A 23,747-nucleotide genomic window follows, 5' to 3' on the forward strand; every position below is an offset into this window, starting at 1 on the left:
AGATGAAACCTCAGGGAAATTCACGGACAACGGTGTCCGACGTCTGGGAGTTCTCCCGGGGTGAACGCCCGGCCCGCACCCCGGCGAGCGTGACCACCGCGGGCACGTGCGCGCCGGCCCGGGTGAGGCACCGGACGGCTTCTGCCATGGTGGCTCCCGTGGTGAGGACGTCGTCCACGACCACGCAGGTGCGTCCCCGCACGTCCCGGGCGCGCATCGAACCCCTCACGGCCCGCGCCCGCTGCCTCCTCCCCCTGCCCTTCTGCGGTCCTGCCGCACCGCGAACCGCGCGTCCCCTGTGGCGCAGCGCGTGGCGCACGCGGGTTCCGGGAGGCAGCGCGGCGGCGTCGAGCAGGCAGGCCACGGGGTCGAACCACCGACGACGACGCGCGCGGGCACTCGTGGGCACGGGCACCCACAGCAGCGGGCCCCGGCCCGGCTCCGCCACGTCCCGCGCCGCGGTGGCGAGGACCGCCCCGAGCACAACCCCGAGGACGGGCGCCAGATCGGTGCGACCACCGTTCTTGTACGCCAGCAGGCACGCCGCGAGTTCGTGCTCGTACTCCCCCGCCGCGAAGACTCTCACTCCCCGCTCCCGCAGCACCTCCGGCGCCGTGACCCGCCCGGGGGTGGCGGTGCAGCGGCGCAGCACGAGACGGCACGGTCGGCACAGGGTGCGACCGGGCTCCCCGCACACCGCGCACGAGACGGGCAGGAACAGTTCCACGGCCTGCGCGCACCAGTCGCCGAGGCGGGCGGCCACGGCGTCCCAGCGCGCCCGGGTGTCGGCGGTGAACCACTGCGGTGCAACGGCCCCGCCCCACCTGCCCGGCCGGGCGGCGTCGGCGGCTTGACGTGGTCGCGCGGGCTGCCGACGTGGAACGGGAACCGGCGGCGAATCGGAATCGTGCGGGTGAGCGAGTCCCTGCGGCCGACGAGGGCCCGGAGGTGGCGCCGGGCGGTGAGAACGCACCGGCTCGCTCCCCGCGGCCCCGCACCCCTCGCGGCCCGAGGGAACGGGACGGGGCAGGGGTGCCCGAGACGGGCCGGAGGGCATCGTCGGCGACGATTGGCGGACGCGGTCGGCTGTCATCCGTCCATTCCAGCTCGTGGGCCCCGAAGCCGCGACCCCGGGCCGGTGCTGGGCAGTGCCCAGCGCACGGTGGCGCCGGTGGTGTCCCGGGGGCGCGGCACGCCGCGCGGAGACCCGCCCGCGCACGGCGGCGCCGTGCCGCAGCGGACCCCGACGGAGGGCGCCCGGTGCAGAGGTGGGAGGGAGCACCGTTCCGGGCCCTCGGGGGCCCGCCCGCCCAGGGTCGTCAGCCGGGCACCCGAGCGCGTCCCGGCGACACCGGGCCCGGCGTCGGTGCGCTCACCCCGCGAAGGAGGTGTCCGTGACGTCCTCGCTCTGCAGGGCCCACGAGCTGCCGGTCAGCATGTAGAGCTTGCCGTCCGATGCTCCGTAGACGGCCGTGGGTCCGTTGCCACCCGTGATGGACGTGACGCCGGTGAGGGAGGGCAGGTCCTCGTAGGTTCCCGCCACCGAGTACCGGCGGGGCTGGGCGTTGCTGTCCTGGTTCAGCGCCGTGGTCACGAACTCGTCCGAGCCGATCCACTGCGCCGTGTTCACGTCCACGTCCGCCGCCACGGGGTTGCCCTTCTTCAGCTCAACCGGCTGGCCGGAGTCATCGCGCACCACGCCGGAGATCCAGAGGGTGGAGCGCTGGGCGGACTCGTCGGTGGTGACCACCAGGGCGCGGTTGCCCTCCCGGGAGATGCGCAGTGACGCCACGTGCTGGTTCTTCAACCAGTCCGCGGTGACGGTGCGCCCGGCGCCCTCCGCGGCCGTCGGCGCGGCGTGGACCGTGCCGGAGCGGTCGGATCCCCAGACCCAGCCCTGCCGGTCGAAGCTGGGGCGGGTGAGCGAGGCGCCCGTCCAGCGGCGCTGCGCCTGCTCACCGGAGGACACCGTGTACATCGCACTGCTCGCGGAGTCCACGAACCCGAAGGTCGAGGCCTCGGTGTCCATCCCCGGCTTGGTGACCTTGGCCCCTTCCGGCAGGGAGACACCGGGAACGAGCTCCGTCTGTCCCCCCTGGTAGAACGCCAGCTGGTTGTCCGAGACGCCGATCTGGCGGTTGGGCACGGTCACGGACCGCGTGGGATCGGCTCCCTCCCGCCCGGAGGTGTCCACGGGTGCGTCGTTGACCGTGAGGTCCACGTCCTCCACGGACGGCACGGACTGCAGGGTGGCGCGCAGCTGCTGGTCCATCCGCTGGGCCTGCTCCACGTCCGCGGGATCGAAACCGGACATGCTGAGGTCCACGGCCGCGGTCCCACCGGACACCGGGACCGAGGACTTGGACAGGGTGGCACTCTGCGGGAGCGCGCTGGAGACGGCGTCCTCAAGGTAGGACGCGGGTCCGCTCAGCAGCGCGCGCACCGCGGCCGTGGACGCCGTGGGCCGCTTGGCGAACCAGCGCGGATCGGGGACCAGGGTGGTGCTGTCGTTGGCCGAGTAGAAGTACAGGTCCACTGGTGAGAAGATCTGCTCGAAGTCCGTGTCCGGGATGATCACGCCGTCCGGGGCCTGCGAGATGCGCCACTGGCCGTCCACCGAGGTCAGCGCGAAGTCCAGCACGCGTGTGCTCCCCCGGGGCTGAGCCGTGCGCACACCCTCGGCGTCCAGGATGGCACCCACTTCGATCGTGGTGCGGAACTCCCCCTCGTTCAGCCGCGGCACCGTGGTGGGCTCACCCGAGTGGATCAGCACCCGGGCATCCGGCTTCCACGTGGTCGCCAGCTGCGGGGTGAGGTACTGGCGCGCCACCGAGTAGTCGTCCTGAGCACCCACGCCCGCCGCCAGGAAGCCCTCAACGACCTCCTGGGCGGACGCCCCGGGGCGGGGAGCCTGCGGGTTGTACGCCATGGCACTCTGCTGGGACTGCTCGGTGGGTTCCACGACCTTGTGCACCGGCCCGGAACGGGGCATGGCCCCGCACGCGGACAGCGTCAGCGACAGCCCCACCGCGAGAGCGGCCGCAGCGCAGCGCCGACGGCGCGGGCGACGAGGCGCCGTGGCGCCGCCCGTGGTCCGAGACTGTCGGGATGCTCTCCACCGATGGTTCATGGTTTCTCCGTCCCGTCGCGGCGGACCGCCGAGGTTGAGCCGGTCCGCCGGGCGTCGTCGTCCTGACCGCCGTCCACTCCCTGCTCGCCCCCGGCCCCGAGCGGCGTCGGCTGTGCGCTCGCGGAACCGGCACCACCTGCCGGGGCGGAGGGGAACGCGATGAGCATCTGCCCCGTGTCGGGTTCCATGGCGGGCTGCACGGGCGGGGCGGTCAGCTGCAGCGAGCCCGTGTCGGTGACCCGGGCGGTGGACTCGGTGAAGCTCTCGGCGGGCGGCATGTCCAGCGGGTTGGCCAGCTCCGGGTCCAGGGGTTGGGCACGCAGCAGCGGCAGCGTGAGCCGGAAGCACGCCCCGTTGTCGGGCTCGGCCCACACCTCCAGCCGGCCGCCGTGCAGCCGGGTGTCCTCCGTGGCGATCGCGAGCCCCAGACCGGTGCCACCCACGGTGCGCGCCCGCGCGGGGTCCCCGCGCCAGAACCTGTTGAACACCTTGGCGGTCTGCTCCTCGGTCATCCCGATGCCGTGGTCCCGCACCGCGACCGCCACGCAGTTCTCGTTGGCGGCCACGAAGATGTCCACGGGTCGGCTCTCCCCGTGCTCCAGGGCGTTGGTCACCAGGTTGCGCAGGATCCGGTCGATGCGGCGCTGGTCCATCTGCACCATGCACCGGGTGAGGGTGGAACGCACCGTGAGCTCGGACCCGGACCTCAGCACGATGGGGGCCGCGGCCTCCACCACGTCGTAGATGACGGAGAAGATGTCGGTGGAGGCCATGTCCAGGCGGGCGGCGCCGGCGTCGAAGCGGGAGATCTCGAGCAGGTCCGAGAGCATGGAGTCGAACCGGTCCACCTGGTTGTGCAGCAGCTCCGCGGAGCGGCGGTTGACGGGGTCGAAGTCCTCGCGTGCGTTGTAGAGCACCTCCGCGGCCATCTTCACGGTGGTCAGCGGCGTGCGCAGCTCGTGGGAGACGTCCGAGACGAAGGTCTGCTGCATCGAGGACAGCTGTTCCAGCTGCGTGATCTGGGTCTGGATGGAGTCCGCCATGCGGTTGAAGGAGCGGCTCAGCTGCGCCACCTCGTTGGTCCCGCGCACCTGCATGCGCACGTCGAGGTCGCCCTCGGACAGCCGCTGGGACACGCGTGCCGTGTTGGACACGGGGCGGACCACTTCACGGGTGACGTACCAGACGATGGTGCCCACGAGCAGCAGCAGCGCCACCATGGACAGCAGCAGCACCGCGTGGATCGAGTCCAGCGTGGCCTGCGGATCCGAGAAGTCGTACACGAAGTACAGCCCGTAGCGCGAGTTCTGGTTCAGCTGCACCACGTCCCCCACCACGATGACGGGCTGCTCGGGGCCGTTCTCCGTCATGCGGGCCGAGGCGGGCTGCCAGTAGGTGCCGTCCGCGTTGGCCACGCGCTGCTGCAGCTGCTGGGGGACGGTGGCGGAGGTCATCCAGGAACTCTCCGCCTGGACCCCCACGAAGGACTGGCCCGAGCCCTGGTCCAGGGGAATCAGGATCCACCGGTGGTCGGTGGAGTCCGTGTCCTGGCTCAGGCTCCCCATGGTCGAGTTGATCAGCGCCTGCACCTCGGTGCGGTCCGACGCGTCGGAGGCGTCGAAGCTCGCCTGGGCAATGCCGATGTCCGTGCGCGCTTCCTCGAGCACCTGGTTGAGCCGGTCCGTGAACAGCCGGTCCGCAATCTGGTGGGACAGGAAGCTGCCCGTGGCGAGGAACGCCACGGAGGTCAGCGTGAGGGCGATCGCGATGGCGCGGAACTGCAGCGACTGCCGCCAGCGCCGGAACAGCACGCGGCGCCCCAGGCGGATCCTGCGGAACCGTCTGGGGCGGCGGCGCGGTGCCGGTGTCGACGCCGGCGGTGCTGCGCTCGCCGTCATTTATGCGGGTGCCCGCCGGCCTTGTACCCGATGCCGCGCACCGTGAGCACCACCTCGGGGTTCTCGGGGTCGCGCTCCACCTTGGAGCGCAGCCGCTGCACGTGCACGTTGACCAGCCGGTTGTCCGCCGCGTGGGGATAGCCCCACACGTCCCGCAGCAGCTCGTCGCGACTGAAGACCTGGTGCGGCGAGCGCGCGAGGGTGGCGAGCAGGTCGAACTCCAGCGGCGTGAGGGAGATTTCCTCCCCGTCCCGGGTCACGGTGTGACCGGTGACGTCGATGACGATGTCACCGAGCGTGATCTCCTGGGTGGCGCCGCGGTCCATGGGACGCAGCCGTGCCTTGACGCGCGCCACGAGCTCGGCGGGCTTGAAGGGTTTGGGGACGTAGTCGTCCGCGCCGGCCTCGAGCCCGCGCACCACGTCGGCGGTGTCGGACTTGGCAGTCAGCATCACCACGGGCACGTCCGACTCCGCGCGGATCTGCTGGCACACCTGGATGCCGTCCAACCCGGGAAGCATGAGGTCCAGGAGGATGAGGTCCGGCTCCGAGGCCCGGAAGACCTCGCGGGCACTCGAGCCGTCGTAGCAGTACACCGGCTCGAAGTCCTCCGACGCCAGGATGATGCCGATCATCTCGGACAGCGCGGCATCGTCGTCCACCACCAGAATTCTCGCCTTCATGGCCCGCCTTCGCCCTCGTTCCTGCTCCGGGGTCGGCCGCGGCCGACGACCCGCGTCCTGTCTGCCGATTCTACGGCCTGAGCGGGGTCAACCCTCGTTGCACGCCTCCGTGAGCGCGCCGCCCGCCCCGGTCACCCGTTGCAGCGCCGCGGGCAGCTGCGGGGGTGCCAGTTCACTGATCCGGGACGACGGCGCCAGGACGGTTCCCAGCAGAGCCGCCGGTTCCATGCCCAGTTCGCACCACGGGCCGAGCAGCCGCTCGACCGCGGTTCGTGCCGGTGCGGTGGTCCCCACCGAGTCGACGCACAGCCGCAGCCCCGCCTCGCGCAGAGCCGCCAGCGGTTCCCACTCGCGCGTGCTCCCCGTGGGGAGGGGCACCACCACGGTGTCGGCGCCGCAGCGGGGCGCCCAGTGCGCCCCGGCCGCTCCGGCGTCGAGCACGACCGACGCCGCACCGGCGTCCCTGCACGCGCCGACCGCCGCGGTCAGGGCGTCGCGGACCTCGGCGCGGGGCACGGCACGCAGGGTGCGGTAGCCGCTGGCGGTGGGAATGGTGCCCTCCAGGACCCTGTCCAGCTCCGGTTCCGAGAGCACGAGCACCGCGCCGCGGCCGTCGGTGTTGCGCCGGACCGCGGCCATGAGACCGGCAATCCCCGCGCACCAGGACTCCGTGAGGTCACGCCGGGCCCCCGGGTCCGACTGCAGCTTCTCGCCGTTGCGCACGTGGACGGTGGCCGCGAGTGACACCGGCCCGAGAAGCGTGAAGACCACCGGCGCATCGTCCGCCCCGGACTCCGCGCCGAGCACGTCGGCCACCGCGTTGAGGTCGCTCGCGAGCAGCCCGCGGGCCTGGCGGGAGTCGTCCCCGGCGACGCCGGTCACGCGCCAGCCGTGCGGCTGGCGGTCCGCGTGCAGGGACTCCAGGACCGCGCACGTGCGTGCCGCGAGCTCCGCGTGCGGCCCGCGGTCCGGGAGCAGGGGCACGGCCGCGCGGTGCGGGGCTCCGAGCTCGCCCCGCAGCACCGTGAACGTCTCCACGAGGTCCGTGCCGCGCAGGGGCCGGGTCAAGGTGGCGGTGACGGCGTCCGTGGCGAAGCCGCTCATGCGTCCGTTCCGCGCTGGTGGTCCTCGGAGATGGCCTCGTGGTGGCGGATGACCTCGCTGATGATGAAGTTCAGGAACTTCTCCGCGAACTCGGGATCCAGGTGGGCGGCCACCGCCAGGCTGCGCAGCCGCTCGATCTGGGCCTTCTCCCGCTCCGGGTCCGAGGGCGGCATGTCGTTCTCCGCCTTGAGCGTGCCCACCCGCTGAGTGGCCTTGAAGCGCTCTGCGAGGAGGTGGATCAGCGCGGCGTCGATGTTGTCGATCGTGCCCCGGATCGCGTCCAGCCGCTCCTGGGCGGACGCGGTGTCACCGGGCCCCGCCCCGCCCGCGGCGGGATCGAGGGGCGCGTGGTCTGCGGGATCGGTCGCGGAACTCATGACCACCACTCTAAACGGGCTCGCGGACCCGACCCCGCGCACTCTTCGCGGAACACCCGGCACCCGCACCGGAGGCAGGGCAAGCTCTGACACGCGGCCGCGCGGCGTCGTCGCGACCGCCCCACCGGCGACGAACGGACTCCGCTCAGGCCGGCGCGTGGTGGGCGCGGTCCGCGAACGCGGCGTCGATCGTGGCCTGGCCGAGCACGCGGGTGCCCTGGTAGAGCACCATGGTCTGGCCCGGGGCCACGCCGCGCTGGGCCGTGTCCAGGCGGACGTGCAGCCGCGGGGTGCCCTGCGTGCGCGTGAGCCACGCCCGGGCCGGCGCGGGGTCCCCGTGGGCGCGGACCTGCACGGTCACTTCGAACTCCTCGGAACGGGCCTCGGGATCGTCGCCGAGGGCTGCGACCTCCCGCGGGGGCAGCCCGGCCCAGGAGGGACGGATGCCCTCCATGACGTCGATCGCGAGCAGCTGCTCGGGGCCCACCACCACCTCGTTGGTCTTGGGGCGGATCTCCAGCACGAACCGCGGCTTGCCGTCCGGAGCCGGGCGGCCGATGTGCAGGCCGCGGCGCTGACCCACGGTGTAGGCCTGCGCGCCCCGGTGCTCCCCGAGCTCATTGCCCTTGGTGTCCACGATCCGCCCGGGGTCCAGGTCCATGTGGTCAGCGAGCCAGCCGCGGGTGTCCCCGTCCGGGATGAAGCAGATGTCGTGGGAGTCGGGCTTCTTGGCCACGGACAGCCCCCGCTCCTCCGCCTCGGCCCGCACCTGCGCCTTGGAGGGGGTCTCGGCGAGCGGGAAGATCGCGTGCTCGAGCTGCTCGGCGGTGAGCACGCCCAGCACGTAGGACTGGTCCTTGGCCCAGTCCGCGGCGCGGTGCAGCTCCCTGTGGCCGTCCGCGCCCTCCACGACCTTGGCGTAGTGGCCGGTGCACACGGCGTCGAAGCCGAGCGCGAGGGCCTTCTCCAGCAGGGCGGCGAACTTGATCTTCTCGTTGCAGCGCATGCACGGGTTGGGGGTGCGCCCAGCCGCGTACTCGGCCACGAAGTCGTCCACGACATCCGCCTGGAATCGTTCGGAGAAGTCCCACACGTAGTACGGGATGCCGAGCTTCTCCGCCGCGCGCCACGCGTCCCGGGAGTCCTCGATGGTGCAGCAGCCGCGGGCTCCCGTGCGCAGCGTGCCCGGGGTCCGGGACAGGGCGAGGTGCACGCCCGTGACGTCGTGCCCGGCGGCCACCGCCCGGGCCGCGGCCACCGCGGAGTCCACACCGCCACTCATTGCTGCCAGAACGCGCACGGGGTCCCCTTCTGAAGGTTGTGGTTGTACGAGACGCTTTAACAACCCGCGTCCCGGGGCGGCTATTCCCCGCGACGGGTCGGCTCAGGACGTGAAGGACCCCGGGACGTGTCCGGACAGCCCCGCGGCGCGGGCCCGGGCGTGGACGTCCACGAGGGCGTCGAGAACGGCCTCCACGTCCTCCGGAGTGCTGGAGCGGCCCAGGGAGAAGCGCTGGGCACCGCGGGCGGTCTCCTCGTCCACACCCATGGCGAGCAGCACGTGCGAGGCGCGGGGCACCCCCGCGCTGCACGCAGAGCCCGTGGACAGGGCCACCCCCGCGGCGTCGAACAGGAAGAGCATGGAGTCGCCCTCGCAGCCGGGGAAGGTGAAGTGCGCGTTGCCGGGCAGTCGGGTGGGGTGCTCCCACTCCTCGGCAGGACTCCCGGGCTCGGGTCCGCGCAGCACCGCCTCTGGGACGCGTTCCCGGATGCCCGCCACGAGGGCGTCGCGCAGGGTGGCCCGGCGCAGGAACTCGTCCCGGAATCCTCGCTGCGCGGTCTCCACGGCCGCGCCGAAGGCCGCCGCGCCAGCGGCGTTGACGGTGCCCGAACGGACGCTGCGCTCCTGGCCGCCGCCGAAGCTCGTGGCGGCGAGACGCACGGTGCGCGGTGCGTAGAGGGCGCCCACCCCCATGGGCCCGCCGAGCTTGTGCGCGGAGACCGCGAGCGTGCTGATCCCGGACAGGTGGGCGTCCACGGCAACGGCGCAGAACGCCTGGACCGCATCCACGTGGAAGGACACCCCGGCGGCGTCGCACAGGGCGGCCAGCTCGGCCACCGGCTGCACGGTCCCCACCTCGTTGTTCGCCCACATCACGGTGACCAGCGCGATCTCGGCCGCCCGCTCGGCCAGCAGCCGTTCGAGCTGGCCGGGATCCACGCGACCCGCGGCATCCACGCGGAGCCACACGAGCTCCGCACCCTCGTGCGCGGCGAGCCATTCGGCGGCCTCGGAGACGGCGTGGTGCTCCACGGCGGACAGGGCGATCACCGTTCGCCGTGGATCCGCCTCCCGGGCGGCGCGGAACAGGCCGAGCACCGCCATGTTGTCCGCCTCCGTCCCCCCGGAGGTGAGGATGACCTCCACCGGTTCCGCGTTCAGGGCGGCCGCCACGGCGTCCCGCCCCGTCTCCAGCGCCATGCGGGCGGACCGACCGCCGGAGTGCAGGGACGCAGGGTTGCCGCCCCGCCTGGCCTGCTCCAGATAGGCCTCCACGGCCTCAGGGAGCATGTCCGTGGTGGCGGCGTGGTCCATGTAGACACGGGGTGTGGGCATGGGCCCATCCTACGACCGGCTCCGCTCCCGGGCCCCGTCCGTCAGGCACCCTCACGGGGCTGAGACCGCGGCGTCCGTAGGCGCCGACGGGGCCTAGACTCGCAGCCATGCTCCACTTCGTCTTCCACACCCCCGAGATCCCCGGCAACACCGGCAACGCCATCCGGCTCGCCGCGTGCACGGGGGCCCGCCTGCACCTCGTGGAGCCGCTCGGCTTCAACTTCGACCACGCGAACCTGCGGCGCGCGGGCCTGGACTACCACGACCTCGCGGTGATGGACGTCCACCCCACGGTGGAGGCCCTGTGGGACGCCCTCGGCGACGCGCGGGTCTTCGCGTTCACGTCCCGCTCGAGCACGCGCCACACGGACGTGGCCTACCGGGACGGTGACGTCCTGCTGTTCGGACGCGAGTCCACGGGGCTGCCGGACGAGGTGCTCGCGGACGAGCACGTCCACGAGCGGGTGCGGATTCCCATGCTCGCGGGGCGCCGTTCCCTGAACCTCGCCAACTCGGCTTCCATCGCCCTCTACGAGGCGTGGCGCCAGCTGGGCTTCCCGGACGGGGTGTGACGCACGGGGGACGACGCCGCCCGTTCCGTTCCCCGCCGCTGCGCACCGTCCCTGGCGCCGCACCTGCTGTGCCGTGAGACCTCCGGTGACGGACCGGTGGCTGCCGGCCCGTCACCGCAGTGACGCGACTACTTCTTCTGGTCCGCGGCGTTGCCCACGGTCACGGTGGCCTTCTGCTCGTCGTTGCCCCGGTTGAAGACGATCTCGGCCTCCGAACCCGCGGCGAGCTCGCGCACGCCCGCGGTCAGGGCGTCCGCGTCCGTGATCGGCTTGCCGTTGAAGGACGTGATCACGTCGTCCGTCTTCAACCCGGCGTCCGCCGCGGGGGACCCGGACTCCACCGAGCGCACCTGGGCGCCGGAGGAGAACTGGTCCGAGGTGCTGCCGGAGGGCACGTACGGGGAGACGGAAGCGCCCAGGTAGCCGTGCGTGGCCTTGCCGTCCTTGATGATCTCGTCCGCCACGCGCTTGGCCGTGTTGGACGGGATCGAGAAGCCCACGCCGATGTTGCCGGACGCCGACGACTCGCTGGAGGAACCGCCCGCGGAGGCGATCGCCACGTTGATGCCGATGACCTCACCGGCGGAGTTCACGAGCGCACCACCGGAGTTGCCGGGGTTGATGGCCGCGTCCGTCTGGATCACGTTCAGGTACACGCTGGACTTGGCGGACTGCGAGCCGGACTGGCCGTTGTCCGGGAAGTTGAAGAAGAAGTCCTGCGGACCGCCCGGGCTCTGCTGGGAGTCGTCCGGGGTGTCCTCGGCGGCCGAGGAGGCCACGGCGATGGTGCGGTTGAGCGTGGAGACGATGCCGTCCGTGACGGTTCCGCTCAGTCCCAGCGGCGCACCGATGGCGATCGCGGCATCCCCCACGTTGAGCTTGTCCGAGTCCCCGAACACAGCGGGGGTCAGACCGTTGGGGTCGATCTTGATGACCGCGAGGTCGGACTCCGGGTCCGTGCCCACCACGGTGGCCTTGCGCACGGACCCGTCAGCGGCCTGCACCTCGATCTTCGCGTCCGAGGCCGCGCCGTCCAGGGTGACCACGTGGGTGTTGGTCAGCACGTGGCCCTGGTCGTCCAGCAGCACACCGGAGCCCGTGCCGGCCTCGTTGCCGGAGGCGGCGGAGATCGTGACCACGGACGGGGAGGCCTTTTCGGTCGCGGCGGTGATCTCGTTGACGGACTCGGTGTCGTTGACGATCACGGGCGAGCTGTTGGTGCCGCCGGTGGCGTTGTCGTCGCCCAGCGCACCGGCACCGACCGCCACACCCGCACCGAGCAGCCCGGCGAGCGCCATCCCCGCGATCATGGTCCCCCCGGAGAACTTCCGCTTGGGGGCCGCGGCGCCGTCCTGAGCGGGATAGGCGCCGCCCTCCGACCCGTCCCAGCCCGGTCCACCCGCCGCGGGCGGATAGCCGGCCCCGGAGCCGTCGTCGTACCCGCCGCCGCTGTACCCGGCACCGTCGTACGGCCCGCTCCCGTAGGGGCCTCCGGCGGGCGCGCCGTCGTAGGAGGCACCACCGTACTGCGGGGAGCCCTCCCCACCCCCGGGCGGGATCGGACGGGTCTCCTGGGACTGCCACGCCGAACCGTCGTCGGGGTTCGTGGAACCGCTCTGCTGGCCCGCGCCGTACTGGCCGTACGGGGGCACCGGCCCCTGGGGATCGCCCCCGGTGCGCGGATCGTGGGAATCAGCCATGTTCTCTCCTCGTAGAGCGGGGTACCGGTGACCGGCCCGACAGGTTGCGGACTCCCAGTATGCCCGTTCCGACTGGGGCGGCGCTGGACGTCCCCCTCGACACCGCCGCGTGGGGGCGCCAGCCGACCGATTGCCCTCGTGTGACCCCGCTGACACCGACGCGTATCCTGTGAACCGGACGGCGGGTCCTTCCCCGGGCGCACCGGGCGCCGCCCGTCCACCGGGCTGACATCCGAACGGAACGAGGGTCATGACACCACGCACCGCCTGGCACCGCACGATTCCCGCCGCCCTCCTCACGGGCGCCTGCCTGGTGGCGGGCCCGGCCGCGCACGCGGAGCCGCCCTCCCGGGTGGACCCCGGCCAGCGCGTGGTGGACACCAGCGGCGCCCTCGGGGACTCGTCGGCCCTGCAGAACGACATCTCCGAGCTGGCGAACGAGCACAGCATCACCCTCTACGTGGTGTACGTGGACACCTTCACGGATCCCACGGACCCGGGTGAGTGGGTCCAGAAGTTCGCGAAGACCAACGGCTTCGGGACCAACGACGCCGTCCTGGCGGTGGCCACGCAGTCCAAGCAGGCGCGCTTCGTGGCCAACTCTTCGGGACCGCTGTCCACGTCCGAGCAGCAGGACATCTACGACGAGCACATCGCGCCCGCGCTGCGCACCGGGGACTGGGACGCTGCCGCCCAGGGCGCCGTGGACGGGATCGACCAGGAGCTCGGCGGCGCGGGCGGCGCCGTGACCGGCCTGCTGCTGGCGGGCGGGGTGGCGGCTGCCGGGGTGGGTGCCGCGACCGTGATGCGCTCGCGGCGGCGTCGTGCCCAGGGCGGTGCCCACGGCGGGCAGCCGGGCCCCGGCGGGCCGTCCGGGGGCGAGGGCCCCGGTGGCACCGCACCCCAGCGCCCGCTGGTCCCGCTGCCCGAGCTGCACAAGCAGGCCGGTTCCGCGCTCGTGGAGGCGGACAACGCCATCCAGCACTCGGAGCAGGAGCTCGCGTTCGCGCAGCTGCAGTACGGCAGCGAGCAGACGCGCCCCTTCGAGGAGGCCCTCGCGCGGGCCAAGGAGCACATGCGCGCCTCGTTCGAGCTGCAGCAGAAGCTCGAGGACCACATCCCGGACACGGAAGCGGACCAGCGCGCGTGGCTCGGGGAGATCATCGAGCGCACGCGGCAGGCCCGCGCTCCCCTGGCCGAGCAGGAGCAGAGCTTCGCCGGGCTGCGCCAGCTGGAGACGCGTGCCCCGGAGGCGCTCGAGCGCGTCCGCTCCGCGGTGGCCGCCACCGCGCCACGGCTGCAGGACGTCGAGGCCCAGCTCGTCTCGCTGCACGGCGAGTACGACGACGCCGCTCTCGCGTCCGTCCGCGACAACGGCGAGCAGGCGCGGGAGCGTCTCGACTTCGCGAAGGATGCCATCGCCCGGGCGCAGCAGCACCTGGACGCGGGGCGGATCTCCGAGGCCGTGCTGGACATCCGTGCCGCCGAGGAGGCGCAGGGCCAGGCCGCCCGGCTCGTCGACTCCGTGGACAACGCCCGCCGGGAGCTCGCCCGCGCGGAGGAGTCCCTCAAGGACGCCGTGAGCATCGCCCAGCGGGACGTCGCCGAGGCCGAGGGCCTCGTGCGGCAGGGCTCCCGCCCCGAGCTCGCCGGCGCCGCGGCAGGTGTGCGCTCCGTGCTGGAGACGGTCACCCAGCAGATGGCCACGGGCCGCTACGACCCGATCGGCTCCACCCGCCGGCTCGCGCAGGCAAAGGCCGAGCTGGACAAAGGGCTGCAGGACGTCCGCTCCGCGAACGACCGCGCCCGCTCCGCGCGGGAGACGCTCTCCCACGCCCTGGTGAGCGCCCAGGCCAGCCTGACCACCGCGTCCGACTATGTGTGGGCACGCCGCGGTGGAGTGGGGGCGCGGGCCCGCACCGAGCTCGCCGAGGCCGAGCGCCACCTCGAGATCGCCCACGAGCTGCAGAACTCCGACCCCGAGCGGGCCCTCAACGAGGCCAACCAGTCCATCCGCCTGGCCGACGCCGCCCAGCGCGCGGCGCAGCAGGACGTGGACCAGTTCACCTCCCCCATGGGCTACGGCGGCCCCGGGTACGGCGGCGCCGGCTACGGTCGCCGCAGCAACGGCATGGGCGGTGCGATGCTCGGCGGGATCCTGCTGGGCGGCATCCTCAACGGCGGGGGCGGCGGCTACGGCGGAGGCTTCGGCGGGGGCGGCGGATTCGGCGGCGGAGGAGACTTCGGCGGCGGAGGTGGCGGCTTCGACGGCGGCGTGGGCGGCAACTTCTGATCCGCCCGGGGCCCGAAGCGCCCCACAGATTTCAGCTCCAATTAAGTGACGAGAAGAGGAGAACACCATGACCAAGCAGTCCATCTTCGGCCGGATCGCCCAGCTGGCGAAGGCCAACATCAACGCCATGATCGACTCTGCGGAGGACCCGCAGAAGATGCTCGACCAGATGGTGCGCGACTACACCGAGAACATCCGGGAGGCCGAGTCCGCGGTGGCCCAGACCATCGGCAACCTGCGGCTGCTCGAGAAGGACCACGCCGAGGATCTGCAGGAGGCCCAGCAGTGGGGCTCCAAGGCGCTCGCCGCGTCCAACAAGGCGGACGAGTTCCGCGCGGCCGGCAAGGCCGGTGAGGCGCAGAAGTTCGACGACCTCGCCAAGGTGGCGATCCAGCGCCAGATCCAGTCCGAGAACGAGGCCCGCGGCGCCGAGCCCCAGATCGCGGCGCAGACCGAGACGGTCGCCAAGCTCAAGGACGGGCTGAACAGCATGCGCGGGAAGCTGCAGGAGCTCTCCGCCAAGAGGGACGAGCTCGCCGCCCGCCAGAAGACCGTCCAGGCCCAGTCCCAGGTGCAGGATGCCCTGAAGTCCTTCGACGTGATGGACCCCACGGGCGAGGTCTCCCGCTTCGAGGACAAGATCCGCCGCGAGGAGGCCCGCGTGGCCGGTCAGCAGGAACTCGCGGACTCCTCGCTGGACCGCCAGTTCGAGGCGCTGGAGTCCATGGGCCAGCAGACCGAGATCGAGGCCCGGCTGGCCGCGCTCAAGAACGGTGGCTCCCCCACCAACGGCGAGAACATCGTCTCAGCGGAGGAGGTCTGAGGATGGCTGAGGATCCCACAGGGGCGCAGAAGCAGCTCGAGGCCATCCGCTCCGGCTACGCCTCGGAGGCGCCGTGCCTCGACCTGGGCGCGGCGCTGGACGAGTCCGGTGCGCACGCGGACGCTCCCGTGCGGGTCCCGCTGGCCACCCTCAACCGCCACGGACTGGTGGCCGGGGCCACCGGCACCGGAAAGACCAAGACCCTGCAGGCGCTCGCCGAGCAGCTCAGCGCGCAGGGTGTCCCCGTCTTCCTCACGGACGTCAAGGGCGATCTCAGCGGGATCTGCCAGCCCGGGGAGGACAACCCCAAGGTGGCCGAGCGTGCGCAGTCCGTGGGCCAGACGTGGACTCCCACCGCGAGCCCCACGGAGTTCTACAGCCTGGGTGGGCAGGGACCGGGCGTGCCGGTACGCGCCACGGTGACCTCCTTCGGGCCCACGCTGCTGGCCAAGGTGCTGGGGCTCAACGCCACGCAGGAGTCCTCCCTGGGCCTGGTCTTCCACTACGCGGACTCCCACGGGCTCGCCCTGCTGGACCTCAAGGACCTGCGCGAGGTGATCGTGCACCTGACCTCCCCGGAGGGCAAGGAGGAGCTCGCGAGCATCGGCGGGCTCTCCAAGCAGACCGCAGGGGTGATCCTGCGCGAGCTCACCACGTTCGCGAACGAGGGAGCGGACGTCTTCTTCGGTGAGCCGGAGTTCGACACCGCCGAGCTGCTGCGCACCGCCGAGGACGGCCGGGGGGTCGTCTCGTGCCTCGAGCTGGCCGCGGTGCAGCAGCAGCCGCGTGTGTTCTCCACGTTCCTCATGTGGCTGCTCGCGGACCTCTTCCAGGACCTCCCGGAGGTGGGGGACGCCGAGAAGCCGAAGCTCGTGTTCTTCTTCGACGAGGCGCACCTGCTCTTCGAGGATGCCTCCAAGGAGTTCCTGGACTCCATCGAGCAGACCGTGCGGCTGATCCGCTCCAAGGGCGTGGGCATCTTCTTCGTGACACAGTCCCCCAAGGACATCCCCACGGACGTCCTGGCGCAGCTGGGCAACCGCGTGCAGCACGCCCTGCGCGCGTTCACTCCCGACGACGCCAAGGCCCTGAAGGCCGCCGCGCGCACCTACCCCCGCAGCGAGTACGACCTCGAGCAGCTGCTCACCCAGCTCGCCACGGGTGAGGCGGTGGTCACGGTGCTGTCCGAGACCGGCGCCCCGACGCCCGTGGCGTGGACCCGGATGCGGGCCCCGCAGTCCCTCATGAAGCCCGCACCGGTGGCGGACGTCGAGGCGGCCGTGAAGGCCTCGCCCCTCATGGAGACCTACGGCCAGCCCGTGGACAGGGAGTCCGCCTACGAACTGCTGCGCGCGCGCCTCGACGGGGCGCAGGCCGGCGGGGGCGCGGCCGAGGACCGCGCGGAGGAGACCCGCGCCGCAGAGCCGGACGAGCGGCGTCGGCAGGAGGCGGACCAGCCGCGCACCCGCCAGGACGAGGGCGGCTTCCTGGGCTCCGTGATGGACAATCCCGCCGTGCGCTCGATGATGCGCTCGGCGGGGACCACCCTGGGCCGGGAGATCACCCGTTCCCTCTTCGGCACCTCCCGGCGCCGCCGCTGACGGCCGGCTCCCCCGCCACCCGCGACGCCGCCGCCGCCCCACCCGGGGCACGGCGGCGTCGTGGCTGTGGAACACGGTGGCGCAGTGTCAGACCAGGAGCGGAACGCGCCCTGCACCTCCCGGGCACAACGGGCCGGGTGGACGGTGGCATCGGGGTGCGGGACTGGTCCGAGCGCGGGAACTCTCGGGCGTGAGAGGCACGGCGCCGACATGCAAGAAGCCCAGTTCCTGGAGGAACCGGGCTTCTTCGTGGTTGCGGGGGCAAGATTTGAACTTGCGACCTCTGGGTTATGAGCCCAGCGAGCTACCGAACTGCTCCACCCCGCGGCGACATCGACAACTATACGCAGGCCGTGGGGGTCGCGCAAATCGAGGGGCGACCCCCGGGAACTGGTTCCCGAGGGTCGCCCCTCGCGTGCGGTGCGGGCCGTGCTACTGCGTGGCTCCGTCCTGGGCCATCGCGTCCTCGATGGCCTGCTGCAGTCGGTCCTGAGCCTCTCCGTACTTGGCCCAGTCACCCTCCTTCATGGCCTGGTCCGAGTCCTGCATGGCCTTGTTGGCCGCGTCCAGGGACTCCTGGAGCGAGGACGAGCGCGGCGCGGGCGTGCCGGACGCCGAGGGACTCGGCGACGCGGAGTCGTCCTTCTTCCCGGTGTCGCCGCCCTGGGCGGCCTCCGCCGCCTGCTCGCTCACACCGGCTCCGGTGTCCGTGGTGGCACCGGAGTTGCCCCCGAAGACCTCGTCCAGGGCGCCGTCGAGCGTGGGCGCAAAGCCGACCTGCTCGCCGAAGCCCACGAGCACGCGGCGAAGCGTGGGGTACGCGGCGTCGCCCGAGGACTGCACGTAGACGGGTTGGACGTAGAGCATGCCACCGCCCGCCGGGAGGGTCAGCAGGTTGCCGTTGATGACCTCGGAAGCACCCTGGCGCAGCAGGTTCAGTTCCTGGGACACGTCCGTGTCCGAGTTGAACTGGTTCTGTGCCTGGCCCGGACCCGGCACCACGGACGAGCGCGGCAGCTCCAGCAGCCGGAGCTTGCCGTACTCGTCGCTCTTCTCGCCGTCCTTGCCCGTGCCGGCATCCGCGTTGGCGGAGAGGTAGCCGTACATCACGTTGCGGGTGTTGCCCGTCTCGTTCTGCTGCGGGATGAACGAGGACGTGAGTGAGAAGTTCGCCTCCTTCTCCCCCGGCATGCGCATCGACAGGTAGTACGGCGGCTGCGGGACGTCCTGGTTCTGCTGGGTGGGATCGTTCGGCACGGACCACACGTCGTCGCTCGCGTAGAAGCTGTTCGCGTCCGTCACGTGGTAGCGGTTGAGCAGCTCGCGCTGGACCTTGAACATGTCCTCGGGGTAGCGCACGTGGGCCATGAGGTCCGCGGACATCTCCGAGTACGGCTTCACGGTCTCCGGGAAGATCTTCTGCCAGGCCTTCAGGACCGGGTCCTGGTCGTCCCACGCGTAGAGGTCCACGGAACCGTCGTAGGCGTTGACCGTGGCCTTGACCGAGTTGCGGATGTAGTTCACGCGCTCGTTGGGCAGCGCCGCGGCCGTACCCTGCGCGGTCTGGGTGTCCTGCGTGGCCTCCTGGAGCACGGAGGGCGAGGAGTACGGGTAGGACGCGGCCGTGGTGTAGGCGTCCACGATCCACACGACCTCGTTGTCCACGATCGCCGGGTAGGGCTTGCCGTCAACGGTGAGGTACGGCGCGACCTTCTCCACGCGCTCCCGGGGGTTGCGGTCGTAGAGGATCTGCGACTCGGGGCGCACCGCGTCCGAGAGCAGCATGTCCGTGGACTGGAACTTGATCGAGTAGGCCAGCTTGTTGAACCAGTTGCCCACGTTGGGACCGCCGTCCCCCGTGAAGGTGGTCTTGGCGTCCGCGGCGTCGCCCTCGTTGGTCTGGGGGCGGTCCAGCTCGAGGGGTTCGTCCTCCGGGGAGCCACCCACGATGGAGTAGTTGGGGGAGTTCTCGCCGAAGTAGATCCGCGGCTCGTAGTCGTCGGAGATCTCGCCCGTGGAGGGGATGCCGGACTGCATGAACTCCGGCTTGCCGTCCTCCTGCACCCGGGAGCCGTAGGCGGCCACCACTCCGTAGCCGTGGGTGTAGACCACGGACTGGTTGTACCAGCCCTGGATCTGGTCCGGGTTCAGCTCACGAGGGGCGATCACGGTGTCCTGCATCTGGCCGTCGATCTCATACCGGTCCACCGCGAGCATCTCCGGGAACTGGTAGTACGGCCGGAACTGCTGCAGCTGGGCGAATGCGGGCGAGACCACGTTGGGGTCCAGCAGACGGATGTTGGAGGTGGTCTCCGTGTCCTGGCGCAGCGCGCCCTTCTCCGTCTGGGTCGTGGCGTCGTACGGCGTGACCTCGGTCTGGTCCAGACCGTAGGCCTGCCGGGTCATGTCGATGTTGCGCTGGATGTACTCGTTCTCGAGCGCCTGCTCGGTGGGGGTCACCTGGAAGCGCTGGATGGCCCACGGGTAGAGACCGCCGGCCACCACGGCCACGACCACCAGCATGGCCAGTCCGATCAGGGGAAGCTTCCAGCGGCCGATGATCCCGGCCACCACGAAGAGGATGGCCACGAGCAGCGCGGCCACGGCCAGGATGCCCTTGGTGGGGATCACGGCGTTGACGTCCGTGTAGAGCGCGCCGGTCCACTTGCCGGAGTCGGAGATCAGGGTGGAGTAGCGGTCCAGCCAGAAGTTCACCGCCTGCAGCGCGAGGAATGCCGCGACGATCGAGCCCAGGTGCACGCGCGCGGCGCGCGTGGTGGAGATCCCGCGCTCGTGGATGCGGATCCCGCCGTAGACGTAGTGCATCAGCAGACCGGCCACGCCGGCGAGCAGCAGCGCCGTGACCAGGAACCCGATGAGCAGCCGCAGGAACGGCAGCGTGAACACGTAGAAGGCGAGGTCCAGGTTGAACTCGGGATCGGTCTGGCCGAAGGGCTCCTGGTTGAAGAACAGCAGGACGGTCTGCCACTGCGTGGCCACCGTGGAGGCCGCGAAGAGGCCGAAGATCACGGGCACCGCGATCATCACGACCTTGCGCACCGGGTCCAGGGCCTGCTGGTACTTGCGCATGGTGTCCGTGACCTCACCGCCCCGGGGACGATTGCGGTACGCGAGCCACAGGCTGAGGAACATGAGACCCGCCACGATCAGGGCGGAGACCACGAACAGGCCGATGGCGGCGAGGTTCTGGGTGACGAACACCTTCAGGTACCCGAGCTGCTCGAACCACAGCACGTTGGTGTAGACCTGGGTGAAGGCCACGAACAGCGCGATGAGGACCACCACCGCGATCACGGTGGGCAGCAGCGCCCCGCGCTTGGGGCGGCCCGCGGCGGACCTCTCGGACGGGCGGGGAGATGTGGATCCGGCGGTCACTGCTTACCTCTGAATTTCCTGGGCGCGGACGATCACCTGAGGATGATCACAGTCAACCTTATGGTGTCGGGGACCCTGCACGCGGACATTTCAGGACCGGGGTGTCACCGCGTTCCGCAGCTGGGGAGCCCGGAGACGTTGCCCGCCGCCGCCTGCTCGACCGCGTTCACCGCCTCCCCGAGCGTGGCGACCTCGACCACCGTGAGTCCCTCCGGGACGTGCCCCGTGACCTCGGAGCAGTTCTCGGTGGGCGCCAGGAAGTACGAGGCGCCCGAGTCGGCCGCCCCTTCCAGCTTCTGGCGGATCCCTCCGATGGGTCCCACGGCGCCGTCCGCGGTGATCGTGCCGGTTCCGGCGATGTGCTCGTCCCCGGCCATGGATCCCGGGGTCAGCTCCTCGATGATCCCGAGGGCGAACATCATCCCCGCGCTGGGTCCGCCCACCTGGTCCAGCTGGAACTCCACGTCCACGGGGAAGTCGTAGCTCGGCACGAGGTACACGCCGAGCTGCCAGCTCGTGCCGTCCTCGCCGCGGGTGAGATCCACGTGCTCCGTGGTGGTGGCGCCGTCCCGGCGCACGGTGACGTCCGCCCCCTCGGAGCCCGCCTCGTCCAGACGCGAGCGCAGCTGTTCGAGGGAGGTCACCGGGCTGCCGTCCACGGACACCAGCTCGTCCCCCGCCCGGAGCGAGCCCTCCGCGGGTCCGCCCTCGACCACGGCGTGGACGGTGAGCGTGGTGGTGTACGGGGTGCCCAGGTAGTCCAGGGCGGCCGCGACCGACTCGTCCTGGGACGAGGCCATGGCCGCAGCGTTGGAGTCGTCCACCTCCTGGCCCGTGGTCTCGGGCGGGTACAGGGTGTCCTCGGGGATCACGGCGTCGGAGGGGTCCAGCCAGCCGAGCACGGCGTTGATGGAGTTGATCCGCCCGGACGGCCCGCCCGTGACGTACACGGTGGTGAGATCCAGCTGGCCGTCGCTGGGATACGTGGGGGCGCCCTGGATCTCCACGAGCTCCTTGTCCTGGTGCGCTCCCACGGTGTTGAAGGTGGGTCCGGCGGCCTCGATCACGTACGGTGCGGGCAGCACGACTCCCGCGACGAGCAGGGCCGAGGTGGCCACGAGCGAGACCGTGGGCAGGGACCACCGGCGTGGCCGTCCCTGGGCCGCCGTGGTTCCGGCCGTGGTCTTCCCTGTGCTCTGCGCGCGCTTCACGAGGGCCCAGCGTACCCGTCCCGTGACCCTGCCACGACGACGCCGAGGTGACCGGGCGGCGTCGAGCCCGGGTGACGGAACCTGAGCCATCAGCGAACTGTGGGTGTGCGGGATGGTGGGCCCCAGGGGCCGCCCGATATCCTGGACGGCAGTTCCAGCACTCCCTCTTCACGACGATTGGCGGTCCCATGCCCTCGAATCCTCCGAACGACGAGAACGGCGAGAACCCCAAGGACCCGTTCCAGGAGATGTTCGAGCGTCTGCTGGGGTCCGGGGCCATGAAGCCCGGCGACATGCCGGCCGGGATGCCCGTGGACCCGCAGACCATGTCCATGATGTTCCAGCAGATCCAGTCCATGATGAGCTCGTCGTCCTCCGGCGAGCCCGTGAACTGGGACCTGGCCAGCCAGCACGCACGGCAGGTGGCCTCCCAGAAGGGCGACCCCTCCGTGACCGAGAAGCAGAAGGGCGCCGTGAGCGACGCCATGAAGCTCGCGGACCTCTGGCTGCGGGACAACACCGCGTTCGACGAGGCGCCCGTGATGCCCGCCGCGTGGGCGCGCGCCGAGTGGATCGAGGCCACGTGGGAGACCTGGAAGGAGATGTCCGCTCCCGTGGCCGCCTCCGTCTCCCAGGCCATGTCCGAGGCGCTCACCCAGCAGCTGCCGCCCGAGCTCTCCCAGGCCATGGGGGGCGCGGACCTGTCCGGGATGCTCTCCGGGGCCGGGTCCATGATGTTCGGCATGCAGCTGGGGCAGGCCGTGGGCGGGCTGTCCTGCGAGGTGCTCTCCTCCTCGGACGTCGGCATCCCACTGGCGGCGAAGCGCACCGCGCTGGTCCCCTCCAACATCGCCGAGTTCAGCGAGGGGCTGGACCTGCCCGCCTCGGACGTGCTGCTCTACCTGGCCATCCGTGAGGCGGCGCACGCCCGTCTGTTCCATGGCGTCCCGTGGCTGCGCCAGCACGTGCTCGACCTCATCACGGCGTTCGCCTCCGAGATCCACATCGACATGGAGCGCATCGAGTCGATCGCGCGGGACCTGGACCCCACCGATCCCTCCGGCGTCCAGGACGCGCTCGCCTCCGGGGTGTTCAGCCCCGAGATGACCCCGCAGCAGGAAGTCACGCTTGCCCGGCTGGAGACGGTGCTCGCGCTCGTGGAGGGCTGGGTCAACCGGGTCACGGTGGCCTCCACCGTGAACATCCCGTCCGCCCCGGCGCTCACCGAGATGATGGCCCGACGCCGCGCGGAGGGCGGGCCCGCCGAGCGCACTTTCGGCTCCCTGGTGGGTCTCGAGCTGCGCCCGCGCCGGCTGCGCGAGGCCGCCACGTTCTGGGACTACGTGGCCGAGCAGCGCGGGATCACCGAGCGGGACAGCCTCTGGGAGTCCCCCGAGCTGCTGCCCACCAACGAGGACCTCGACGACCCCCAGGGCTTCGAGGAGCGCCGCGGTCTGCTCACCGCCAGCGACGAGGAGATGGACGCCGCACTGGAGAAGCTGCTGGCCGGCGGCTACGAGGCCGGCCAGGAACCCGGCACGGACTCCCCCGCGCAGGGCTCCCCCACGCAGGGCTCCCCCGCCCAGGGCGATGACGCCCCGCACGGGACCTCCCGGAATCCGGACGCGGACGGGAACGCCGGCCACGCGGGTGACGACGACCAGGACGACCCCGACACCACGCCCAAGGACAACTGATCCCGGTCACGAGGTCCTGACCCCGCGGGGCCCGCCCACCGGGCGCCTCACCCCCGGTCGGGATCCTCTGCCGGGTGACGCTCCGCCCACGCGACGCCGTCCAGGAACTGGGCGGCGTCGCGCGCTCGGGGGTGCCGCCGGGCCAGCTCCCAGAAGCGGTCGTTGTGGTGCGCCTCGAGAAGGTGCACGAGTTCGTGGAGCACCACGGTCTCCAGGACCCACTCGGGGGCGTCCGCGAGGCGGCGCGAGATCCTGATGCTCCCGGTGCTCGGGGTGGCCGATCCCCAGCGTGTGTGCTGACGTGTGGACCACGTGATGCTCGTGGGCCGCGCGCGGCCCTGGAGGTGGACGCGGGACAGCCGCTTGGCCATCTCCGCGAGCGCCTCGTCCGAGTGCCGGGTGCGTGCGGCCGCCTCCGCCGCCCGTCGCTTGGCCACCACGCGGGGCACCAGGGTGGCGCTCCAGTGGGCGATCTGGGCTCGGGTGGCCCGCTGCGGCACGGCGAGCACCACGGCGTCCCCGCTGAAGTGCGCGTTCACGGTCTTGGTGCGGCGGGCGCTGCGCTGCACGATGATCTCCGGCAGGTCTTCCGGGGGTTCGCTCGCTCTGGCTCGGGCTCTGGGCATGCCCCCAGTTCACCACTGC

General features: G+C 71.7%; 17 protein-coding genes and 1 tRNA gene. 5 read left to right on the forward strand and 13 right to left on the reverse strand.

Features of this window, described 5'->3' with window-relative positions; translation table 11 throughout:
* Positions 1 to 10 precede the first annotated feature (10 nt).
* The 8 genes from AABM36_RS10115 to AABM36_RS10150 all read right to left on the reverse strand — a co-directional run bounded on the left by AABM36_RS10115 (position 11) and on the right by AABM36_RS10150 (position 9,809).
* Complete coding sequence (locus tag AABM36_RS10115) at positions 11 to 763, reverse strand: ComF family protein (protein WP_019309423.1); 753 nt, start codon at positions 761 to 763, stop codon at positions 11 to 13.
* 609 nt (positions 764 to 1,372) lie between these two features.
* On the reverse strand, positions 1,373 to 3,028 hold the full coding sequence (locus AABM36_RS10120) for an LpqB family beta-propeller domain-containing protein (RefSeq protein WP_224764825.1): 1,656 nt from the start codon (positions 3,026 to 3,028) through the stop codon (positions 1,373 to 1,375).
* 98 nt (positions 3,029 to 3,126) lie between these two features.
* Positions 3,127 to 4,941 carry an MtrAB system histidine kinase MtrB gene (mtrB, locus tag AABM36_RS10125; protein WP_019309425.1) on the reverse strand — a complete coding sequence of 605 codons (1,815 nt, stop codon included), beginning with the start codon at positions 4,939 to 4,941 and terminating at the stop codon, positions 3,127 to 3,129.
* Between the two features lie 83 nt (positions 4,942 to 5,024).
* Positions 5,025 to 5,711: an MtrAB system response regulator MtrA gene (gene mtrA, locus AABM36_RS10130; protein WP_019309426.1), complete on the reverse strand. Its 687-nt coding sequence runs from the start codon at positions 5,709 to 5,711 to the stop codon at positions 5,025 to 5,027.
* Positions 5,712 to 5,798: 87 nt separating this feature from the next.
* On the reverse strand, positions 5,799 to 6,815 hold the full coding sequence (locus AABM36_RS10135) for a hypothetical protein (RefSeq protein WP_019309427.1): 1,017 nt from the start codon (positions 6,813 to 6,815) through the stop codon (positions 5,799 to 5,801).
* Positions 6,812 to 7,192: a chorismate mutase gene (locus tag AABM36_RS10140; protein ID WP_035885085.1), complete on the reverse strand. Its 381-nt coding sequence runs from the start codon at positions 7,190 to 7,192 to the stop codon at positions 6,812 to 6,814. The genes AABM36_RS10135 and AABM36_RS10140 overlap by 4 nt, the downstream gene beginning before the upstream one ends.
* A 145-nt stretch (positions 7,193 to 7,337) precedes the next feature.
* Positions 7,338 to 8,492 carry a tRNA 2-thiouridine(34) synthase MnmA gene (mnmA, locus tag AABM36_RS10145; protein WP_019309429.1) on the reverse strand — a complete coding sequence of 385 codons (1,155 nt, stop codon included), beginning with the start codon at positions 8,490 to 8,492 and terminating at the stop codon, positions 7,338 to 7,340.
* Between the two features lie 84 nt (positions 8,493 to 8,576).
* Positions 8,577 to 9,809 (reverse strand): cysteine desulfurase family protein, encoded by a 1,233-nt coding sequence (locus AABM36_RS10150; protein WP_019309430.1) that lies wholly within the window; start codon positions 9,807 to 9,809, stop codon positions 8,577 to 8,579.
* A gap of 107 nt (positions 9,810 to 9,916) precedes the next feature.
* Between AABM36_RS10150 and AABM36_RS10155 the strand changes: the two genes are divergently transcribed.
* On the forward strand, positions 9,917 to 10,381 hold the full coding sequence (locus AABM36_RS10155) for a tRNA (cytidine(34)-2'-O)-methyltransferase (protein ID WP_019309431.1): 465 nt from the start codon (positions 9,917 to 9,919) through the stop codon (positions 10,379 to 10,381).
* Positions 10,382 to 10,509: 128 nt separating this feature from the next.
* Here AABM36_RS10155 and AABM36_RS10160 read toward each other — a convergent pair whose 3' ends face one another.
* Positions 10,510 to 12,081, reverse strand: coding sequence for a S1C family serine protease (locus AABM36_RS10160; RefSeq protein ID WP_019309432.1), 1,572 nt, complete (start codon positions 12,079 to 12,081; stop codon positions 10,510 to 10,512).
* Positions 12,082 to 12,331: 250 nt separating this feature from the next.
* Here AABM36_RS10160 and AABM36_RS10165 point away from each other — a divergent pair, with 250 nt between their 5' ends.
* The 3 genes from AABM36_RS10165 (at position 12,332) to AABM36_RS10175 (ending at position 16,798) form a co-directional block, all read left to right on the forward strand.
* Positions 12,332 to 14,374 carry a TPM domain-containing protein gene (locus tag AABM36_RS10165; protein WP_019309433.1) on the forward strand — a complete coding sequence of 681 codons (2,043 nt, stop codon included), beginning with the start codon at positions 12,332 to 12,334 and terminating at the stop codon, positions 14,372 to 14,374.
* Between the two features lie 67 nt (positions 14,375 to 14,441).
* A complete protein-coding gene (locus AABM36_RS10170) occupies positions 14,442 to 15,197 on the forward strand; it encodes a PspA/IM30 family protein (RefSeq protein WP_019309434.1) in 756 nt (251 codons plus the stop codon).
* 2 nt (positions 15,198 to 15,199) lie between these two features.
* Positions 15,200 to 16,798 carry a helicase HerA-like domain-containing protein gene (locus AABM36_RS10175; RefSeq protein ID WP_019309435.1) on the forward strand — a complete coding sequence of 533 codons (1,599 nt, stop codon included), beginning with the start codon at positions 15,200 to 15,202 and terminating at the stop codon, positions 16,796 to 16,798.
* A 250-nt stretch (positions 16,799 to 17,048) separates the two neighbouring features.
* Here the strand turns inward: AABM36_RS10175 and AABM36_RS10180 are convergent.
* The 3 genes from AABM36_RS10180 to AABM36_RS10190 form a co-directional block, all read right to left on the reverse strand.
* Positions 17,049 to 17,125, reverse strand: a tRNA-Met gene (locus tag AABM36_RS10180).
* A gap of 105 nt (positions 17,126 to 17,230) precedes the next feature.
* Complete coding sequence (locus AABM36_RS10185; protein ID WP_019309436.1) at positions 17,231 to 20,194, reverse strand: UPF0182 family protein; 2,964 nt, start codon at positions 20,192 to 20,194, stop codon at positions 17,231 to 17,233.
* 104 nt (positions 20,195 to 20,298) lie between these two features.
* Positions 20,299 to 21,495: a YlbL family protein gene (locus AABM36_RS10190; protein ID WP_100205648.1), complete on the reverse strand. Its 1,197-nt coding sequence runs from the start codon at positions 21,493 to 21,495 to the stop codon at positions 20,299 to 20,301.
* Positions 21,496 to 21,593: 98 nt separating this feature from the next.
* On the opposite strand from AABM36_RS10190, the gene AABM36_RS10195 reads away from it, so the two are divergent.
* Positions 21,594 to 23,102, forward strand: a complete 1,509-nt coding sequence (locus tag AABM36_RS10195) for a zinc-dependent metalloprotease (RefSeq protein WP_019309438.1) — start codon at positions 21,594 to 21,596, stop codon at positions 23,100 to 23,102.
* A 47-nt stretch (positions 23,103 to 23,149) separates the two neighbouring features.
* Here the strand turns inward: AABM36_RS10195 and AABM36_RS10200 are convergent, their stop codons facing one another.
* Positions 23,150 to 23,728, reverse strand: coding sequence for a M48 family metallopeptidase (locus tag AABM36_RS10200; protein WP_081477417.1), 579 nt, complete (start codon positions 23,726 to 23,728; stop codon positions 23,150 to 23,152).
* Between the last annotated feature and the right edge of the window lie 19 nt (positions 23,729 to 23,747).

It is taken from the genome of Kocuria sp. KSNUG, from assembly GCF_049532735.1.
GTDB lineage: Bacteria > Actinomycetota > Actinomycetes > Actinomycetales > Micrococcaceae > Kocuria > Kocuria rhizophila.

Excerpts from the sequence above, each read along its gene's own strand:
- AABM36_RS10195 (WP_019309438.1), top strand. The coding sequence starts at position 21,594 with ATGCCCTCGAATCCTCCGAACGACGAGAACGGCGAGAACCCCAAGGAC.
- AABM36_RS10190 (WP_100205648.1), bottom strand. The coding sequence starts at position 21,495 with ATGGCTCAGGTTCCGTCACCCGGGCTCGACGCCGCCCGGTCACCTCGG.
- AABM36_RS10200 (WP_081477417.1), bottom strand. The coding sequence starts at position 23,728 with ATGCCCAGAGCCCGAGCCAGAGCGAGCGAACCCCCGGAAGACCTGCCG.
- AABM36_RS10170 (WP_019309434.1), top strand. The coding sequence starts at position 14,442 with ATGACCAAGCAGTCCATCTTCGGCCGGATCGCCCAGCTGGCGAAGGCC.
- AABM36_RS10150 (WP_019309430.1), bottom strand. The coding sequence starts at position 9,809 with ATGCCCACACCCCGTGTCTACATGGACCACGCCGCCACCACGGACATG.
- AABM36_RS10175 (WP_019309435.1), top strand. The coding sequence starts at position 15,200 with ATGGCTGAGGATCCCACAGGGGCGCAGAAGCAGCTCGAGGCCATCCGC.
- mtrA (WP_019309426.1), bottom strand. The coding sequence starts at position 5,711 with ATGAAGGCGAGAATTCTGGTGGTGGACGACGATGCCGCGCTGTCCGAG.
- AABM36_RS10160 (WP_019309432.1), bottom strand. The coding sequence starts at position 12,081 with ATGGCTGATTCCCACGATCCGCGCACCGGGGGCGATCCCCAGGGGCCG.
- AABM36_RS10140 (WP_035885085.1), bottom strand. The coding sequence starts at position 7,192 with ATGAGTTCCGCGACCGATCCCGCAGACCACGCGCCCCTCGATCCCGCC.
- AABM36_RS10135 (WP_019309427.1), bottom strand. The coding sequence starts at position 6,815 with ATGAGCGGCTTCGCCACGGACGCCGTCACCGCCACCTTGACCCGGCCC.
- AABM36_RS10155 (WP_019309431.1), top strand. The coding sequence starts at position 9,917 with ATGCTCCACTTCGTCTTCCACACCCCCGAGATCCCCGGCAACACCGGC.
- AABM36_RS10165 (WP_019309433.1), top strand. The coding sequence starts at position 12,332 with ATGACACCACGCACCGCCTGGCACCGCACGATTCCCGCCGCCCTCCTC.